We start from the raw sequence: 19,004 nt of genomic DNA, 5'->3' as shown, positions 1-19,004 counted from the left end.
CCCGGAGCCCACCGGCGAGTACCTCATTGAAGAGTTTGATACCGTGATTGCGGCAGTGTCGCAGCAGCCGGATCTCAGCTTTATGGAAGGGGAATCCCTCACCCTCCCCTTCACCCGCTGGCAGACTTTAGAGTCCCACCCCGAGACCATGCACAGCGGCCACGGCAACCTGTTTGCCATCGGCGATCTGCGCCGCGGGCCCGCCACCGCCATCGAGGCGGTCGCCGATGGTCGCAAGGCCGCGCTGGCCATCGATCAGTTCCTCCACGGTGACATGATCGACCCGGTGCGGCCCTTCAACGCCTGCAAGGCCCCCACACTCAAGCAGGTCGATCCCGCCCAGTTTGCTCACCTGAAAAAAGTCGCCCGCACCATCATGCCCCATCTGGCAGAGCAGGATCGCGAGGGCAGCTTTGCCGAGGTGGAGCGTGGTTTGAGTGATGCCGATGCCCGCAGCGAAGCCAGCCGCTGCCTCGAGTGTGGCTGTCAGGCCAACACCGATTGCGCGCTGCGCGACTATGCCACCGAATACGAGGTCGAGCAGAGCGCTCTCGATACCAGCCAGTGCCAGAAGTTTGTGGTGGATAACAGCAGCGAATTTATCGTGTTCGATGCCAACCGCTGCATTGGCTGCGGCCAGTGCGTGCAGACCTGTGGTGAGCAAGCGGTGCAGGGAGTGCTGCGCTTTGCCAAGAACAGCGATGGCACCCTCTCGAACCGGCCGCAGTTCGACACGGGACTCTCGATGGGCGACTCCCACTGCGTGCAGTGCGGCGCCTGCGTACAGGTCTGCCCCACCGGCGCTCTGGTGGATGCCCGCGACAAGTCGCAGGGGCGCACCGAGCTGCTCACGCCGGTCAATACCATCTGCACCTACTGCGGGGTCGGCTGCGGCGTCACCCTCTATGTCGATGAGGCGCGCAACCGCATCCGCTATGTGGAGGGGAACCGCAACTCACCGGTCAACCAGGGGCTGCTCTGCGTCAAGGGACGCTTCGGCTTTGACTTTATCCAGAGCGAGGAGCGCCTCACCACACCGCTTGTCCGCAAGGATGGCAAGCTGGTGCCCGCCAGCTGGCAGGAGGCCATCACTCTGGTGGCCGAGCGCTTCACCGCCCTGCGCCAGCGCTATGGCAGCGATTCACTGGCGGGCTTCTCGTCGGCCAAAACCACCAACGAAGAGAACTACCTGTTCCAGAAGTTCATGCGCCGGGAGCTGGGCACCAACAACGTGGATCACTGCGCGCGGCTCTGCCACGCCTCCACCGTCACCGGGCTGGAGGCATCGCTCGGCAGCGGCGCCATGACCAACGACATCCCGAGCATTGATCACTCGGATCTTATCTTCATCATCGGCTCCGACACCTCGGCGGCTCACCCCATCATCGGCTCCCATATCAAGCGGGCAGTCACCACGGGCAAGGCGCGGCTGGTGGTGGCCGATCCGAAACGGATCGAGATGGCCGACCATGCCAGCCTCTATCTGGCCCACCGCCCCGGCACCGACGTAATGCTGCTCAACGGCCTGATGCAGCAGCTCATCCAGCACGGCTGGCACGACAAAGCCTATATCGCCGCACGAGTAGAAGGATTCGAGGCGCTGCAAGCGGAGGTGCTCTCCCCGGCCTATGCCCCAGACAAGGTGGCTCTGGTCACCGGCGTACCGGCCAAGCAGGTGATCGAGCTCGCGCGCCTTATCGGCACCGCCGAGCGCACCGCCGTCTACTACTCCATGGGGATCACTCAGCACACCACCGGCCACGACAACGTGCGCGCCATCGCCAACCTGCAACTGCTGTGCGGCAACATCGGCATCGAAGGGGGTGGCATCAACCCGCTGCGGGGCCAATCCAACGTGCAGGGCGCCTGTGACATGGGGGCGCTGCCCAACTGCCTGCCCGGCTATCAGAAGGTGGCCAACCCCGAGGGGCATGCCCGCTTCGCCACCGCCTGGCAGCAACCGGACTTACCGCGCACGCCCGGCCTCACCCTTACCGAGACCATCGATGCCGCCTGCGCGGGCAGCCTCAAGGGGCTCTATGTGATGGGGGAGAATCCGGTGCTGAGCGATCCGGATCAGCACCACGTCATCGAGGGGCTCAAGCAGCTGGAGTTTCTGGTGGTGCAGGATATCTTCCTCTCCGAAACTGCCCAGCTGGCCGATGTGGTGCTCCCCTCCTGCTCCTTTGCCGAGAAGAGCGGCCACTTCACCAATACCGAGCGGCGGGTACAGCGCATCTCCCCCGCCCTCAAGGCACCGGGTGAGGCGCGGGAGGATTGGTGGATCATCCAGCAGATCGCCAACGCCATGGGCGGCGACTGGCGCTATCAGAACGCCCAAGAGATCACCGCCGAGATCTGCCGGGTCACCCCGCAATACGCCGGCATCCAGTGGGATAAGGTGGGTGTACAAGGGCTACAGTGGCCCTGCAACGACGCGACGCCCGAAGGCACTCGCCTGCTCCACAGCAAGCAGTTCACCCGTGGCAAGGGGGAGATGGTTGCCACCCCGTTCCGCTATGCAGCCGAACTGCCCGATGAGACCTATCCCATCGTGCTCACCACCGGCCGCCTGCTGGAGCAGTTCCACACCGGTACCATGACCCGCAAGACCAAGGGGCTCGACAAGCTGGCCGGGCCGCGGGTGATGATGAGCGTAGTGGATGCACAGCGGTTGGGCATCAGCAACAGCGAGCGGGTGAAAGTCACCAGTCGCCGCGGCCATATCGAACTGCCCGCCTTCGTGACCAAACGGATGCAACCGGGCGTGGTCTTTATCCCGTTCCACTTTGCCGAAGCCCCGGCCAACCGGCTCACCATCAATGCCACCGACCCCCACGCCAAGATCCCCGAGTTCAAGGTGGCGGCGGTGCGCATCGACAAGCTGGAATCCCCGTCGCAAACTGGAGTGCTATCCATGCAGAAGGAGCCAGCCAAGCCAGACATCGAGGTTGCCTGAGGGGAATAGCAAAACCTGCGTAGCCGCCTGCCGGGAGGGTTGGACCGCTGCCCCTTCCCCTTTGGGGTTGCGATAGCAAAAGAGGGGGATGAGAAGGGTCACCAGCCAGAAAGCACAAAGGGTTAGCTTCGATAAGAAGCTAGCCCTTTGTTTTATATGGTGCCGATAAGGGGAATCGAACTCCTGACCTTCGCTAGTAGTTAAGATCTCCAATAGACAATTGAAGTGTAAGATTGTGAGTTTGACAAACTCTCCAAGCGAACTACCCTTTGAGTCAGAGTGGTGATTGCAAGGATGACATGATGCAACTAACAAAGGCACAACGGATTGTTCTAATACATCATTTGCCTAATACGGATGCATATCTGTCCACCTACCCTATCAATAATCATTCTCAACCTATTACAAATGGTGACTACTATATAACAGATCTCAATAACTCATCTGACTCAGATGATAGCGTTTATCTATTTCCAATATTACTAGAGGCCGATGGAACACCGTGGTATTTAGCCAATCTTTTTCTACTTAAAATAGCAATCGACAATAGAGATAATTACAAAGATACAAGGGACATACGTAAAAAGGCTTCCCTCCTGCTCGATTATAAGATTTTTTGCGAAAGCGCAAGGGGAAATAACAACGAACAGGCACCAATTGATCTCTTCGATTTCAAACACTCATTAAAATCCAAACGACCTACATGGCGGTACTATTCACATCTGATGCATGTGGAGAAACCAAGACCTGGATTATTAAATGCAAAAACAGGTGCTGTATATCAATTTTATAAGTTTGCTGCAACGCAGCCGAATATTGATTTAGATCTTGAAAGAGTAGAAAAACTAACCAGCTTTACTGTTTTTAAACAAACCGCCTCTGGAAATCTTTATCGCATCGATGGTGAAAAGCGCTCTCAAACTGTCAGAACAGCAGAGCCAGCACCTGTTAGCATTGGCTATGTCAGAGATGAAGGAGAGGATTTACGCCCCCTGTTTCAAAAAGAACTGGATGCGCTATTAGATGCACTACAGACTGGTGAATTCGAAATAGATGAGAAGTTAATAGTTTATCTTGCATTATGCACAGGGGAGAGAAAGCAGACCATTCTCACTATGCGAATGAGGCATTTGAAATTTTTTGAGGATCAGTATTTAAGCCAAAAGAAAATGAGTTACAAACTATTTGCGAATAGCCAAAATGGTTGCGATACAAAATATGATAAACCTCACATTTTGCATGTGCCTGCCTGGTTGGGCGAAAAAATAAAAACATGGGCATTCTCGAAAAAAGCCACTGAACGCAGAGAAAAATTCAAACAAAAATTCGGTGATATTTTTAACGATGATGATATGTATCTGTTTTTAAGTCCGACAGGAGACTGTCGATATATGTCGCATTTAGATCCACGCTACAAAATGACACTATCGCCAGCACTCGGCCAAGTAACAAGGAATTTGAAATACAAATTACTGCGGATTACAGGAAATAAAATATCACCCGACTTTTCATTTCATTGGCTCAGAGCAACATTCGCCCTACTTTTATATAAAGGATGCCAAAAACTGATTTCAGAAAAAAAGATGCTGGCAGGGACAGAGCTCAACCATATACGCTATCGTCTGCATCATGCGCATCAATCTACTACTGAGAATTATTTAAAGTTATTCAGCCAAACCAGTGAACTACTAGAGGCTCAAGAGACATTTGAAAATGTCCTTTTCGGTGATGTATTGCAGAACAAAGATATATCCGATGAGGTCAAATGAAAATGGATCAGATAAGACATCCTGACATGATCACAAGAGAAACTATCGATCTCGAAACGAGCCAACTACTTACGTATGAAGATGCACCTGAAAAAGTTTGCCTTTTGTTACCAAAATCTATACTCAAAAATTCATTTGATATTGGCATAATTGCATACAGTGTTAGAGGTATGAAATATAAGCCTCAAAAAAATATACAACCAGTTTGCATTGATAGTTTACAAAAAGAGCGACAATACTTTTTAACTTTGCTGTACGATCATATAGTAACTCAAAAATGGGAAGATACATCCATTTTAACTTTTCTAAAGTATATTCGAACCATTCTAAACTGGACTGACAGTAACAACTACGCAGATCTATTTAAAACACCAGGGGCATTTCGTTTAGCATATATTGCGTTTACAAATCATCTAAACGACCAAATTTACCATAGAAAAATACAACCCATTACTGCTTGCCCTAGGCAGAGAGCCATGAAAGACATGGCCACAATCCATTTTGGGGAGGAAGAAAGTAAACATATCACCTCTGGCATTATAACTATCACCTTTGAAACTCAAGATGAAGATGCACCAGAAAAGTCGTTAGTACAACACAACGCTGAAGTATTTCTAGCTATCGCTAAAGGATATGGCTCTGCTGTTTTAGAAATGCAACCGTATCCTTGGTTACTGAAAATGCCTAACTATCATACTTATGTCTTCCCATCAAACCGCAGCATTAAAACACCATTTACAACCACTTATGCAGACATGTATAACTATAAGGAGGGTAGATTATCTACCGCAGATGAACTAAGTAATATTAACCATAGAACCAAATTTAAGAACTCTCAGGATATAAAGAGGTCACAAAAATGCATAGAAAAACATAATAGTCTTGGCTTAAATAGCCCTTATCGGATAGCAGATGCAGCAATGGCTTTAAATGCATATATGCAAGTTTTTATGCTAATGACTGGATCCTATGGTACTGAAGCTAGGAAAATTATTTATGAAAACACTCTTAATATTGAACGTCATATTACTAACAATAGCTTTAGAGCTGTGAAATTTAGAGCAGGTGGTAAGACTGTAGAATACAGCCTTGGCTCCCAACATGGCTTAAGGATTTTAAAAGACTACCTGACATTTCGCGAATATATTTTACAGGGAAAAGAGTTTAAATATCTATTCTTTAGAATAAATAACAATGGTGAATATGTTCAATATACAGAGGCAAACATAGCAGGCTTAGTGACACGAGCAAGAAAATTCTTCTTTTATAAAAAAGCTTCAATTTTACGTAGTCGTAAGGTAAGGAAATTTAAAAGCGTTCACTATCATGAAGAGAAACATGGAACAAAAATAACCGCCAAGGCCCTAAATCATGATGAAAAAACAAACCAAAAATCATATACACCATCGTCACCAGATACCAGCAAAAAAGAACTAGGTACACTATGGTCAGCAATAAAGAAAGCAGCCAAAGAAATTAAAATCACAGAAGATAAAATAGGGAGTGATATATCAATCTCTACCGGCCACTGCTCTAATAAAGGGAATCCAGAAAAAATACAGGAATACACACCAATTGAACCAGACTGTAAAAAACAATTCGGTTGTTTATTTTGTTCCAAATACATAATTCATGCAGATCGTGATGATATACACAAAATATTAAGCGTGCGATACGTCATAGAACAGGTATTGAAAATGTCAACTGACACTCAAAGAACAGAAAAACTTCTTAGGGTGCTTTGTGTACGTATTGATTATCTAATAGAGCGTTTGCAAAATTACTCTGTTAAAACAAAAATGCTTATAGATAAACTGTATGTTGATGTTTTTGAGTATGGTGATTTAACAACATTTTGGTCTTTTAGGCTAGAACGTTATGCTGAAATGGGAATGATATTATGAATGTTATTACCAACAAATTGTATAACTCCCAAAGCCACTCAAACTCCAATATATACAGGCCAGACGAATTTTCTGGAGAATTAGACACAACACCTCCATCGGATAATTTTGTTCTATGCAAGGATTCAAAGGGAAACCCAACCGCGATATATGGCAATGATATTTGGAATTTTACTCCTTACGCACCCCTTGGAAGTTCAGCCTCTAACCTAGATTTTAAATCGATTTGTGGTGTGAACGAGGAACACTCGTTACAACTAAGAAAAGAAGTCAAATGGCTTATGTTTTGTCTAATTTACAAGTCAGGTTCTGGGCGGCTGGGTCGGTTATCCACTTCAACCTTATATGAGTATTTTCGTGTTATACATAATATTACAGACCTAGCCTCAAAACTTAGCAACAACCCATTCAACAACCGACTAATTTATATTCGCGACGTGCTAGAAAACAAAGCAAATATACAAGCACTTGCTCATAGTAAAGACAGAAGTAAAAAATCTTTAAATAGCCTCATTTCAAAACTGGTTGATTTGGGGAAGGATAAAATTGGCTATACTGTTTGTTGTGTAAAACTATCTCGCAACAAAAATAAGGAAAAGCAACACCCTGTGATACCCGTTTCTTTATACCTTCACCTTGTAAATGCACTCACGGATGAGATGGAGAGATTACATTCTGGAACATCAAAAATAACTGCATTTTTAGTTAGGTTTTCGGAGAAAGGTTATGGCCTAACACACTCGTCTCAGAAAAAGACCAAAGTTAAATGCCAGCCAACAATGCAAGAAGCGATTAGGGCATATGACCTAAACAGTATTTTTCCAAATGTTACAACAGTGCATGAGTTATTAAGCAGCATTAAACAGATACAATTTACATTAAAAACTGCAATTCACCTATATACTGGCATGCGTCATCAGGAGGTTATGCGTCTACCATTGAATTGCATATCCACTATTGATATACATAAAGAAGAAAAAGACAATAGTGGAAAAGTTGTTGTGCCAGCAAGAATGATAAAACTTATTTCCACCACAACAAAATACACTGGTTACAGAAAAGAAGATGCTTGGTATGCACCAGATATTATCGTTAAAGCCATTGAAGTATTACAACGCATTGCTAAAGGGCTATGTTTCGGGTCAGAAATTGCCTGTACAAGTGAAACGCCTCTATTTTTAAGCGCAGGCATTTTAATAGCACCGGTTAATGAAATTAATAACGAGGGCAAGCATGCACTATTCGGTAAAATCAAGAACCTGGGACTACCCCAGTGGTTTCTAGATGCGGTGATAACCGAAAAAGATATGGAACTGTTGAAAGCGAGCGATCCTTCCCGCGACTTCGAAAATGAAAGAGACGGTAATGGAGAATTAAAGTTCAAAATTGGTGGTGTATGGCCATTGACTAGCCATCAACTCCGCCGATCTCTAGCATTTTATGCATGTAGCTCGGGTTTTGTCTCTATCCCCACATTGAAGCGTCAGTACAAACATCTAACAGCCGAAATAACTAAATACTACAGTCGAAACCATCAGAATATCGTTTCGATCTTCGGGCACTATGATGCACAAACAGGAAAATGGATGCTTCCTGAAACACACGTTATTTTCGATTGCCAAGCAGCCTTCACCATGGATGTTGCGGAACAATTTATTAATGACCTACTAGAGGATGAGCCACTATTTGGTAAATCAGGTAGCTATATGTCGAGACAAGCAGAACGAATTTTTGATGGTGAGGTCAGTATTGTTGAGTTTAGAGCGACAACAGAGGAAAAAATTAAAAATGGCGAAATCGTATATAACAAAACTCTGTTGGGGGGTTGCACTAACATCAATGGTTGCGATTGCCGTATCCTAGGTGAGTTTACTGATTGTTTAAGCTCGGATTGTGCTGTAATAAAACGGGATAAAGTAGAAAAACAAATCCTTGAAATTCAAAAGGCAATGCAATTCTATGCACCAAAAGATGGTGAATATCAGGTATTAGAGGCTGAATTAGACAGTCTTAATAAATTTAAGAAATATCAAATGAACAAGGATTAAAGTTATGAAGAGCAATAATGGACTGGAAAAGTGTTATGCGGCCTTCCAACGATTAAAAGAGGGTAAGCCTGAACTGGCGAAGTACAAAAACTTAGCTCCATCAGCAATTACCCTCTCTGTTGTATCACAAGAAGCAGGTTTAGATGCAGGGTACTTAAAACCGAAAAGAGAAAAACATCAACCATTAATCACACTCATCAACGCATACAAAAATGAAATAGAGTCTCCTAGAACAATAAAAAAGCGAGAACTTGAAAGTATTAAATTAGCTAAAGATTTAGGTGAGGAAGAGATAAAGTCACTAAAAATGCAGTTAGATGCCGCATTAGGCAGAGAATTACTATTGGTTCGCCAGTTACAAAAACTTGAAGAAAAAATTGAAGAGTTAAAAAAAGATCTAAATACCAATATATTGCAATATTGAATACAAACATGACAGATACAAGATCAGTACAGATCGAGTTATCACCTGACACCGATCTCAAACCCGTGTCTTGTTTTGGCTACGTTTGGGCATACTGCCTTTTAGAGCCTATTCAACGTGCTGTAGGGGACAGCCCTTCAATCATCCAGCATCATGGTCAGTCCGCTCCTACGCATCCTCTAAAGTTCAATGAGCTCGCCTGGTTAGGAAGTAATCAATACCCCTTTGTAACCGAGCAAACTGTCGAGCCAGCGGTTGCTTACATAAGTCTGATGATTGCGTAGAACTGCTGACTGCCATCAGCTGATTACCACCACTTCTTAAGTGGGTCATCAAAATGGCTATCTATTCTAGCCTTGTTCATTAACTCTCTTTTCTCCTGCTCATTCAAACTAACCAAGTTATGGGAAAACTCATTAAAAAAAAGCACAGGCTTAAATAAATATTGTGTTGAGTCAAGAAATTCATGATTCACTCGCATCGAGAGATACTCAAGTTTATCAACGAACCTATTGTAAACCCAGCCACTTCTATGGCCTTTATTCCTGGCAGCCTCTGCAAGAACCTCTATCTCTCGCGTCAAGAATGAGTTAACCAGCTCAGCCTGGGCAGGAACATTTGCACACAATGTTTTAAATGAATCAACCCACCACCGCTTAAACGGAATAGAGGAAAATGCACAACTACCGCCAAGCCAGGGTGACCGATACCCAATCTCTAAATTTCGAGTCGCCTTGTTTGAAGACAAAGGGAAAAATTTTTCAATACTATCGAGTCGTGAGCAGAGACTGAAGCCTGCTGTCCCCTCTGCTTCGTATACCTCACCAGTGTTGTAGCTGCCGATATGGTGGTATAGAACCGTACCAAAGGGGGCACTGCGTTGGTCTTCGACTAACTGGTATAAAGCAAAAGACCTACAATCTCCCAGATCCCACCCAACCTTTAAATCTTCACACAGGCTAGCATTGGTAGAAAACGTACTATTAAAATCACTTATGATATCTGAATAACTTTTCATTCTTTGCCCATCTAGGAACATTAAAACCTCAAAAGCTCGGAGACTTCTAGCTATCAACAGCCTATTAAACGATCAAGAATCTGTATAATTGCTCTCATTGAATAGTTTTTTATGATGTATTTTTCGTCTGAAATTTGGTGTGATTTTTTTATTAAGCACTAGATCACTAGGTAGTTCCTTCGGCTCATGTAATAAACCATTATTCAGAATCTTTGTAGATATACAGTTTAAAAACCTTATAAAAAAACCAGCAAACTCTTTAGACGTGTACTCAAACCAATCCAGATCTTTTTCTATCAAGCGCCCAAGCTTTTCCACGTATTGTTCTATTGTATTCTGTAATGTGTCACCATTATAGTTCATGTCATGAATTAAATTCTCAAGATACTCCACCTCTAAATATTCGGTTCTAACAACATAACGATGATGTGCGTTCTCATTCCTAATATCAAATAATAAAGGGTTAAAAAATGTGTGGAGCATTACCTTCTCGCTCTCAAAAGAGATCCCATTTGACTTGTAACACAACTCTAGAAAGGAGATAAAGTAAGCTAATCTATCGTACAAAACAACACACTCGGATAGATATGAGCGATACTCGTGTTTGAGAGATTGAATCGTTAATCGGTCATTATTAAAAATAGTAGATGCTTTATAGCTGATATAGTTTCGACTTTTACAATTTTCGAACAATTCGCCCCTTGAAAAAGCTAATACTGCATAAAATTTCTGTAAATCATCTAACGAATTATTATTTTTATCCGTTAATATATTGAACCGTGGGTCAACATTTTCTGCACAATTTTCATTGACATAATTATTGATGGCTATTAATAGCTCATGTGTTCTAATGACTTCCAGCTCCGGCCCCCAATTATAATTTTGGATGAGTATCTTTTCCAAATTACATCCTTAGGTTATTGTAACCATATAAAAGTGAGATGACCACACAAGTGATTGTGTCTTTAATTAATGCAGCCTTTTAGCATAACAAGGCCAACAACTATAATAAAAAGCCATCCTCCCCAACCTAAGCCAGATGATTTCCTATTAGTACCGATTGGGTTGTTCCTTGCAGAATTGCCCATGTTTGAAGATAGATGTACGGGGGACGCACTCGTGTATGTTACCTGAGGTACTTGCTGAGCCCGCATCTTCTCAAGAAGCTGCTGATTTGAGCTCTTCTGGGGAGCTGTGGGGGTTGGCCTTATTTGAATTGGCGAATTTGAAGCTCTAGTACCTTTTGTCATTGTTGAGAGAATGCCTGCATTTTGACTCGGCACAGTCCTAGCCGGAGCTGCGATCCCCCCAAGAAGACGGTATCTGGCTTCCTGTTCTGGTATCTGCTGTATCTGACCTGGTGCAGTTATAGTGATTGAGATATGTGTGTAGGTAGTCGATTTTGCATGTCCATGATAAGGCGCATCAACGAGGCCTGTAACGGACAGCCAACGACCAACCCAAGTCTGGTCAGGTACATTAGCACCAATCGCATTCATGCCATCAGACCAGATAGCTAACTTGACAGCCTTGCCACGCCAATCAGAGAAATTCACGAATACATAAGGTTTTCTATTCGCTCCCCACCCACGGCGAACAGAATGGATTTTACCAATGAGCTCTATTCTGCTCCCAACCTGTTCAAATACTTTTTCATATTTCAACGCATCACAAACTACATATGCACCTTGATAGCCTGCCTTAGCCAAGGTAGCCCCTTGGCCAAATATAATTTCCTCGTGGTAGATCCCCTTATTCTGAAGAAAATCTACAAGGGTAGGAACTCTATTAAAGTCCCCAAGTGCCACTCTAGCTAAGTTTTTGACATGTAAACCCACGCCAGTGATTTTTAAAACCTCTTTAAATATCACTGAAGAGCTAGGATCTAAAAAGTCATTCCGCCTAAATACAACTGCACTCGGTTCAGACCGAGAAATAGTCCAAATCGAAGAAGACGCAATCAATGCTTGGAGTGCGACATCCAGCGTTAAAAATGAAAAGCGGTCAAGCTTTTCATTGAAATCATTAGCAGTACGCTTGGGATGTTGAAAGTTAACCTGTCCCAATTCAGTTGCTTTAGATGATTGCAGTGCTTCAACATACATTCCATCATAATCAATGAGTTGAATCGTGCTACCACCTGCACTCACCATTATATTTTCTGGCTGAATATCACCATGAGAAATCTGATTTTTCTCTAGAAAGTCTGCTAAATTAGCCAATGCTTGCCGTAGTCTTTGAAGAGACTGAGGGTTACGATATTCATTCTCCAGGAATTCAGCTAATGTTTGTCCTTGTGCCCAAGCCATCTTTACGATGGGATACATAACCCCCTGAATACGAATACCCGCTGGGATGAATTCAAATGGTAGAAAATAAGGACTCGCCAATTGCTTAATTCGAGAGGATATAGCTTGATATCTTCTCTCTAACTCTCGTGATTCCTTGTGAAAACAACGCAGTGCAAATTTCTTACCTCCAGCCTGTACAGTATACGTGAGTGCAAATCCACCACATAAAGCCAGAGGAAGCCCTAAGCCAGTAGTCTTTAATATACCATGCTTTAACTCTGCGTCTTGTAATACGAGTTGTGGGGATTGTAGAGCCTCGTTGTATTGCTCAAGGGTTGGATATGCCATGGCTTAAACTTCACTGGTCAGGCTAATGAGAATTAAAGTGGTATCATCTCGACGGAGTTTTCCAATTGCGCGTTCTGTTTCAACAAGCTTCTGAAGTTCCTGTTGGCTTCTGATACTAATAAGCCTCTCAAAAGCCGAGCTATCACCATGCTCCTGATGATGCAGTAGCCATGCCCCGAGAGCATCAGTCATACAGAGAAGCAATTTCGTCTGATCGTCCTTGTAACTCCAGTCCTTTTGAGTCAACAAAATACTATTAGTGTCGCTTAATAATGGGTTTAACTCATTGCGCGTTGATAGAAGAGTCGGTTTTTGAGTGAATTGGTCTGCACAATAATACGGTATTGTATCCAACAGGGTATGACCATCGCTCCAAACAGCAAGACTATCTCCCAGGGCACACACGTTGATGTTCTCGTGAATGGGGTCATCTTGGACAATCAACATCGTAGCAAAGCTGCCTCTTTCGTAAGCAGCTGCCTTTGACCAAGACAGAGTGCTCGGATCATGTAGAAGGTTATATTTTGTGATGCATGAAGAGAGCGCCTCATCCAAAGGCGCTGTATCTATACATTCATCCACAAGCAAATTAGCCCAGCTTTTAGCATCAAACGACTCAGAAGCCCCATCTGACAGCACCACGCGGCCTCGTTCTTGGTCTATGCGGTAAGCATCTTCGTTATCGTTTGGTTGCTCAATATGCTTGGCTACGGTTCCATCAAACAGGATGTGGAATTCCATAGTTAACGTAGCTGGGCGGCGCGGGTGCCAATATCAAAGAAGTCCACAACCTCAGTAATCTCGCCATTGAAAACAAAGCCACGAGATTCCATCGTTGCTTTGATCCCTTTTTCTTCTGCAACTTTTTGAAGGTGTACAGGTAAAGGGCTGGACATACTGAAAAGGAGTCTTGCATAGCTGTCACTTAGACCAGCGTCAGATATAGGGAATTTTACGGGGTCACCACCACTAGAACTCACATGAAGATTGAATAGCAGAACGTTGCCATCGTTGGTACTAATCTGTTGGAGTTGTTGTGCTAGGCTCCCAGGTTCGCCATCTGTAGACTCACCATCAGTGATATGCAGAACAGTCGGTGGGTAGCTGTCTGGGTGTGCATCACACCAAGCCACTAACTGTTCAGCAGCACTGGTGATGGCGTTACACATAGGCGTTCCGCCCGCAGCCTTGGGCTCAAACCATACAGGGAATTTGATAGCTTGGTCGACTAGACCACCCGCACCATCATCTACTCGCTTAATCCGATCTTCTACACGCAATGGATTAGCTTCAATTTGAGAGATTGGATGAAGAATTGTCCCTGATAAGGCACCACCAAGCCCGTTTTCTGCGGTAGAACCGCTATAGCCTAAAACACCAACCTCGAAGTAATCACGAGTCCCTTCTGACTTAGTGCAGCGAGTAATAAGAGTGGCTAAAGTTCGATTAAGAACATCGGCTACAAATTGGGCTTTGGACTTGCCATTAGTCATGGAATCTTGCATCGACCCAGATTGGTCTACCAAAAACAAGAATGCTGTAGGACTGGTACGGCTGATTTCGGCACTATAGCTCATAGAATCCTTCAATGATGAGTTTTATCAAAAGGATAAGATAAAATAATCAGCAAGGATATTTGTTAACTCAGGTCACATTTTTCAACCAACAACCAACAACCAACACCGCCAAGCGTTGCTTGACCTTAAAACTCTTGCCGCCCATCACCCAGCAACTGATGTCACTATCGCTGGAACCTTCCTTTCTCCCGTCCCCTACGCAACTCGAAGCTCAAGACCAAGCGTATGACTCAGCGAACCCTGTTATTCGGCTTACGCTAAATAATAAATGTGGTATTTATGATGTATATACAACATTTATTCTTTCCGCCATGATATGTGCATCGTCACTTAGGAGCTCATTCATATGGGAAGAACATCGTTTGTCATCAATCCTGAAAGGCTGAAGGGTCTGCGCGTTGAATCAGGCCTGACCCAAGAAATGTTGATGAGTAAGGCTTACAAGATTTTGGGACGCTCTCCAGAGGCCGCACCAAAAACCCTCATTGGTCATTACCAACGAGTAGAAAAGAACGGACATACCAGCAAGGCTTTGGCTGATGCTCTAGCTCAAGCACTTGAAACAACTGTAGAGGTATTACAAGGAAAAGACACCCCTGAGTCTTACCATTATATAGATAAATTAGTCAAGCAACTAAAATCACAGCTGGAACTTGGCAATAACCAAGCACTTAATAATGAGTTTTCTGAGTGGCAAAGCAAATATAATGGTCAATGTCCTGATATGAACAAAGATATCTATGATTTTGCAAGAGATCTTGGCATCCAAATAGAACTGGCTCAATTGATTGGACAACCTGACGAGTTAATAAAACTTCGAGATATTACAGGTTGGAGTAGCGAGCAAATTCTAAATCCTGCAAATGTACATGGTCACTGGTTTATCCGTAAGACTGTAATGGATTCAATAAGTACAAGTTTTGAGTATGGCCTTAGTGAGATTATGTGGGAGGTACGGGATGTCATCAAGAAGGTGGGTCATTACTATACTGAAGATATGCATATCAGCATTAAGCATACATATCCTTGGATACATGTAGATCTTATCCACCCCAGAATTAGTGGCTTCCATAAAACCACTTTCATTTTTTCAAGAACGTTACCTAAGCCTGATGGATTAAAATGGGTATCACCCAGTGAAGCAGATAAATGGATGTTGTCTGAGTTAGACCGAATAGCTTTTGATGAGGCTAATTTCGTCACCTTAAATGATGAAGTTCTGTATCCATCAGACATAAAAAATCTGAGACTGAAAATAATTGAAATAACGGACAATGCTAAGAGCAGAACTGCATATTCCGGAGGTTGGTTTACTGACCAAGAAGATTCGGTATTTAACAGGTTTATAGTTAGTGGTAGATCTCACGCCTGGATAGTTAATAAGCTTACTAGTGGTCTAGCAGAGGGATTGCGTACTCATCTTCATCAACTACCTGGGGTCTCATGGAAGGTCAGTCCGAATAATGGAACAATTAATTTAACCTACGACACGTGGAGATTATCTCCGGAAAAACGTAGAAAACTTGGCTTTTACAATCTAAGTTACACTATTTCGTTAGTTGAACTAATGCCTGATGGTAGCTATCGAGCTGCACCGTGGTCTAAAAAAGGCATAGAAGATGCAGCTAATGATATAACAAGACAATTACAGTGGGTATGGGCATCAGAAGATTTTGCTTCTGATGATGAGCGGATAATCCTTCACTTTCAGTGATATAACAAAACTTGAAGAAACAGTTATAGATTTAACTAATGCATCCTCGCCGGAGGAGTCATGAAATATTCAACTTCTAAAGAAGTAGATGTTATTGTGCGGAAGTATATCAAACGAAAATGGAGATACAAACGAGGTAAAAAACATGGCCTGTTATACCCTCCAAACTGTGGTTTATTTATCGTAGTACCTGGCTCCCCTAGTGATAGCCTTGCAGGGTTCATTTTTAGTCAAGAGATAAGGAGACTAGAAAGGCGTGTACAGATCTAGTTATCACCTGACACCGACCTAAAATCGGTGTCTTGTTTACGCTACTTTCGTGCGCCCTTCCTTTGGTATCAATATCAGAGCCTTCCACCGTACTGCATCCATTCCCCCTCCCTGATTACCAGCCCGCTCCTACGCACCCTCTAAAGCTCAATGAGCTCACCTGGGGAGTGGTCATACATCTAAATCCAATTGGAACTTGACGAAGTTCAAAACAATCAAATGTAAGTGTATGATTTTTCATGAAAGTGTTGTAACTACTGATGTAGTTAAAGCATCCAATTTAACTGAATAAACTGATGTGCTTTTATACATAGATCCATTTGTGGGTAGGATAGAGATGGCAAGAATCCTGATGACTCGCGCCCTTGACGACAACGGCCATATAGTTGATGTCAAAGAGGTTGTGAGTGGCAAAGGATGCAATTGCACATGCATAGGTTGTCAGGGCGCTGTCTGGGCAATGAAGGGGCAAGTTAAAGCCCATTATTTCTCTCATGAGCCTAATTCAGTCGAACAGAATGCCTGTACCTGGAAGCCGGAAACGGAAATACATATCCTAGCTAAAGAGGTTTTAGCAACGGATAGGCAGTTGTTACTGCCTATTGGAACTATAAATCCAATACATCAAAATATAGCCTTTGATGAGATGGTATGTGAGGTTTATGAAGGCAGAGTTATACCTGATGTTATTGGGTTCATCGAGGGAGAGAAGGTTCTCATCGAAATTGCAGTTACGCATTTTTGTGATCGAGAGAAAGTTAAAGAATTAAAGAGGGTGAATGCAACCTGCATTGAACTTGACCTGAGTGGATTTCGTGTGAAAGGAGAGATAATATCAAAAGAAGAGATAAGAGATTATCTAAAAAAATGCCCCAAAAAATGGGTGTCTGTAGCCCCTGTAGGCAACTTCTCCGAAATGATTTACTCCCATAATAGACAACAATTATTGTCTTTACAGCATCAGTATTCATCTTTGAGTTCAAAGCACCAGACAGAGGTTAAAAAACTTAATGCAGAATTCGAAGCGATAAAAAATACGCGCGAATCAGAACTAAGCGATATGCAAAGAGTGATTCAACAGTCTCGGCATGCAGAAGGCAAGGCTAACGCCATTTTAAAAAGATGGGAGAGAGTGTTAAAAGAAAAAGAGTCGTCCATTTTAGAGGCACAGGAAAAAATAATCCTATTGGAAGATCAATACAGAAGCTTTGAAATGGAATTGAAAGACCGTCTATATCATATACAAGATGAAGTTGATCAAAAGCAAGATTTACTACGTGACCTTCTTAATTTAGATGAACTTAAGGCAGAGTTTTATTCACAGGTTGATGATATAAATAGAACAATTAAAGCTAAAGAGGCTCAGCTTGATGCTGGTGAAGTCGAAATACGTAGGCGTTCAGCCTCCTTAGACCTAATACAGAAGAATTTAAATGATAGCCTCATCTCGCTGCAAGAACGAGAAGAGGCTCTAACAGAAAAATCAAAAGACTTGGCAAGCATCATTGATATTAAAGCAAGAGAGCTGGCTAAAGTAATGTTTGAGCAGTTGTTGAAAGAAAAATCAAATGAGATAAAAGCACTAGAGGAAAAAGAAAGGAAAGCAAAAAAAGATATTGATGATTTAAGGCGAAAATATAGTTCATATATCAAAATTCCATGATTTTCAAATACTGATTGTGTAGGTGTGGTTCTCACCTGAAAACCATTTTTTATCTAACCATTGACTGACAGCACTTGATCTCAAGAGCACGCCACATAGCGTACAAGCTCTATGGGCTCTATGGGACAGCAACAATCAAGCCTCATGCTGCCGTGTATGGCGACAAGCGGGAGAGTTCGGCGTATCAACGTTCAGCACCATCCTTGACGATACAGAAAACCAGAAATTTCTACGTTAGTAGGTTTACGAAAGGGTGATGCATCCGATCGGTTGAGTTGATATGATGAACTCTTTTGAGACCGACAGCTTCATGGCATCCATCCCCGTTCACTGTCCTCGTTGCAACTCTGACCACGTATATCGCCATGGTAAGACCCCTGCTGGCCATGTTCGCTATCGTTGCCCCGTCTGTCCGCACGTGTTTCAGCTCACCTACACCTATGAAGCCCGCAAGCCTGGCGTCAAAGACAAGATTGTTGATATGGCGTTCAACGGCTCAGGTGTTCGTGATACTGCTCGCGTCCTCAAGATTGGCATCAACACCGTCATACGCACCCTAAAAAACTCGCCCCAAGGCAAGTAACCTCCGAGAAGGTGGTGCTCTATGACGTGGCGCTTATCTGTGAACTTGATGAACAGTGGGCCTATGTCGGCAATAAACAGCATCAACATTGGCTTTGGTATGCTTTTGATACCAAGAGAAAACGAGTCGTGGCCTATACCTTTGGCCCACGCAACGATGAGACATGCCGTCGGTTGCTGAGCCTGCTTTCTCCGTTCCAGATAGGCTTTATCACCAGTGATGACTGGGGAAGCTATGCCAGAGAGGTGCCGAGCGAGATGCATCTGACCGGGAAGATATTCACCCAGCGTATCGAGCGTAACAACCTGACGCTCAGAACGCGCATCAAGCGATTGGCTCGCAAGACCATCTGCTTCTCTCGTTCCGTTGAGCTCCACGAGAAAGTGATTGGTGCCTTTATAGAAAGACACCATTTCAACTGATTGGAGTCATTACC

General features: G+C 44.0%; 13 protein-coding genes. 8 read left to right on the top strand and 5 right to left on the bottom strand.

Features of this window, described 5'->3' with window-relative positions; translation table 11 throughout:
- The 5 genes from fdhF to AB5Z05_RS13145 form a co-directional block, all read left to right on the top strand.
- Positions 1–2,959, top strand: a 2,959-nt coding sequence (gene fdhF, locus AB5Z05_RS13165) for a formate dehydrogenase subunit alpha (RefSeq protein ID WP_368151810.1), incomplete at its 5' end; no start/stop codon positions are given.
- A gap of 299 nt (positions 2,960–3,258) precedes the next feature.
- The gene (locus AB5Z05_RS13160; protein ID WP_123172663.1) at positions 3,259–4,728 is read left to right on the top strand and encodes a site-specific integrase; all 1,470 of its coding nucleotides are present in this window, start codon (positions 3,259–3,261) and stop codon (positions 4,726–4,728) included.
- Positions 4,725–6,632 (top strand): hypothetical protein, encoded by a 1,908-nt coding sequence (locus tag AB5Z05_RS13155; protein WP_127008741.1) that lies wholly within the window; start codon positions 4,725–4,727, stop codon positions 6,630–6,632. The genes AB5Z05_RS13160 and AB5Z05_RS13155 overlap by 4 nt, the downstream gene beginning before the upstream one ends.
- Positions 6,629–8,680, top strand: a complete 2,052-nt coding sequence (locus AB5Z05_RS13150) for a hypothetical protein (RefSeq protein ID WP_127008739.1) — start codon at positions 6,629–6,631, stop codon at positions 8,678–8,680. Before AB5Z05_RS13155 ends, AB5Z05_RS13150 begins: the two co-directional genes overlap by 4 nt.
- A gap of 4 nt (positions 8,681–8,684) precedes the next feature.
- Complete coding sequence (locus AB5Z05_RS13145; protein WP_123172661.1) at positions 8,685–9,104, top strand: hypothetical protein; 420 nt, start codon at positions 8,685–8,687, stop codon at positions 9,102–9,104.
- A 307-nt stretch (positions 9,105–9,411) separates the two neighbouring features.
- Here the strand turns inward: AB5Z05_RS13145 and AB5Z05_RS13140 are convergent, their stop codons facing one another.
- From AB5Z05_RS13140 to AB5Z05_RS13120, 5 genes are all read right to left on the bottom strand, one after another.
- On the bottom strand, positions 9,412–10,122 hold the full coding sequence (locus tag AB5Z05_RS13140) for a hypothetical protein (protein WP_164461696.1): 711 nt from the start codon (positions 10,120–10,122) through the stop codon (positions 9,412–9,414).
- Between the two features lie 72 nt (positions 10,123–10,194).
- Positions 10,195–11,025, bottom strand: coding sequence for a hypothetical protein (locus tag AB5Z05_RS13135; RefSeq protein ID WP_123172659.1), 831 nt, complete (start codon positions 11,023–11,025; stop codon positions 10,195–10,197).
- 62 nt (positions 11,026–11,087) lie between these two features.
- Positions 11,088–12,761, bottom strand: coding sequence for a protein kinase family protein (locus AB5Z05_RS13130; RefSeq protein ID WP_123172658.1), 1,674 nt, complete (start codon positions 12,759–12,761; stop codon positions 11,088–11,090).
- Between the two features lie 3 nt (positions 12,762–12,764).
- A complete protein-coding gene (locus AB5Z05_RS13125) occupies positions 12,765–13,502 on the bottom strand; it encodes a hypothetical protein (RefSeq protein ID WP_123172657.1) in 738 nt (245 codons plus the stop codon).
- Between the two features lie 2 nt (positions 13,503–13,504).
- Positions 13,505–14,338, bottom strand: coding sequence for a vWA domain-containing protein (locus AB5Z05_RS13120; RefSeq protein WP_123172656.1), 834 nt, complete (start codon positions 14,336–14,338; stop codon positions 13,505–13,507).
- A 346-nt stretch (positions 14,339–14,684) separates the two neighbouring features.
- Between AB5Z05_RS13120 and AB5Z05_RS13115 the strand changes: the two genes are divergently transcribed.
- The 3 genes from AB5Z05_RS13115 (at position 14,685) to AB5Z05_RS13105 (ending at position 18,990) form a co-directional block, all read left to right on the top strand.
- Positions 14,685–16,052, top strand: a complete 1,368-nt coding sequence (locus tag AB5Z05_RS13115; protein ID WP_164461695.1) for a hypothetical protein — start codon at positions 14,685–14,687, stop codon at positions 16,050–16,052.
- Positions 16,053–16,659: 607 nt separating this feature from the next.
- Positions 16,660–17,985 carry a hypothetical protein gene (locus tag AB5Z05_RS13110; RefSeq protein ID WP_123172654.1) on the top strand — a complete coding sequence of 442 codons (1,326 nt, stop codon included), beginning with the start codon at positions 16,660–16,662 and terminating at the stop codon, positions 17,983–17,985.
- 310 nt (positions 17,986–18,295) lie between these two features.
- A protein-coding gene (locus tag AB5Z05_RS13105) for an IS1 family transposase (RefSeq protein ID WP_197495595.1) occupies positions 18,296–18,990 on the top strand; the annotation gives its coding sequence in 2 pieces (ribosomal slippage) (positions 18,296–18,542 and positions 18,542–18,990; 696 coding nt in all).
- Positions 18,991–19,004: the final 14 nt, after the last annotated feature.

The organism is Aeromonas sp. R2-4 (genome assembly GCF_040908365.1).
Classification (GTDB): Bacteria; Pseudomonadota; Gammaproteobacteria; order Enterobacterales; family Aeromonadaceae; genus Aeromonas; species Aeromonas veronii.
This window is presented reverse-complemented; position numbering and strand designations above follow the sequence as displayed.

Excerpts from the sequence above, each read along its gene's own strand:
- AB5Z05_RS13160 (WP_123172663.1), top strand. The coding sequence starts at position 3,259 with ATGATGCAACTAACAAAGGCACAACGGATTGTTCTAATACATCATTTG.
- AB5Z05_RS13155 (WP_127008741.1), top strand. The coding sequence starts at position 4,725 with ATGAAAATGGATCAGATAAGACATCCTGACATGATCACAAGAGAAACT.
- AB5Z05_RS13150 (WP_127008739.1), top strand. The coding sequence starts at position 6,629 with ATGAATGTTATTACCAACAAATTGTATAACTCCCAAAGCCACTCAAAC.
- AB5Z05_RS13145 (WP_123172661.1), top strand. The coding sequence starts at position 8,685 with ATGAAGAGCAATAATGGACTGGAAAAGTGTTATGCGGCCTTCCAACGA.
- AB5Z05_RS13140 (WP_164461696.1), bottom strand. The coding sequence starts at position 10,122 with ATGAAAAGTTATTCAGATATCATAAGTGATTTTAATAGTACGTTTTCT.
- AB5Z05_RS13130 (WP_123172658.1), bottom strand. The coding sequence starts at position 12,761 with ATGGCATATCCAACCCTTGAGCAATACAACGAGGCTCTACAATCCCCA.
- AB5Z05_RS13125 (WP_123172657.1), bottom strand. The coding sequence starts at position 13,502 with ATGGAATTCCACATCCTGTTTGATGGAACCGTAGCCAAGCATATTGAG.
- AB5Z05_RS13120 (WP_123172656.1), bottom strand. The coding sequence starts at position 14,338 with ATGAGCTATAGTGCCGAAATCAGCCGTACCAGTCCTACAGCATTCTTG.
- AB5Z05_RS13115 (WP_164461695.1), top strand. The coding sequence starts at position 14,685 with ATGGGAAGAACATCGTTTGTCATCAATCCTGAAAGGCTGAAGGGTCTG.
- AB5Z05_RS13110 (WP_123172654.1), top strand. The coding sequence starts at position 16,660 with ATGGCAAGAATCCTGATGACTCGCGCCCTTGACGACAACGGCCATATA.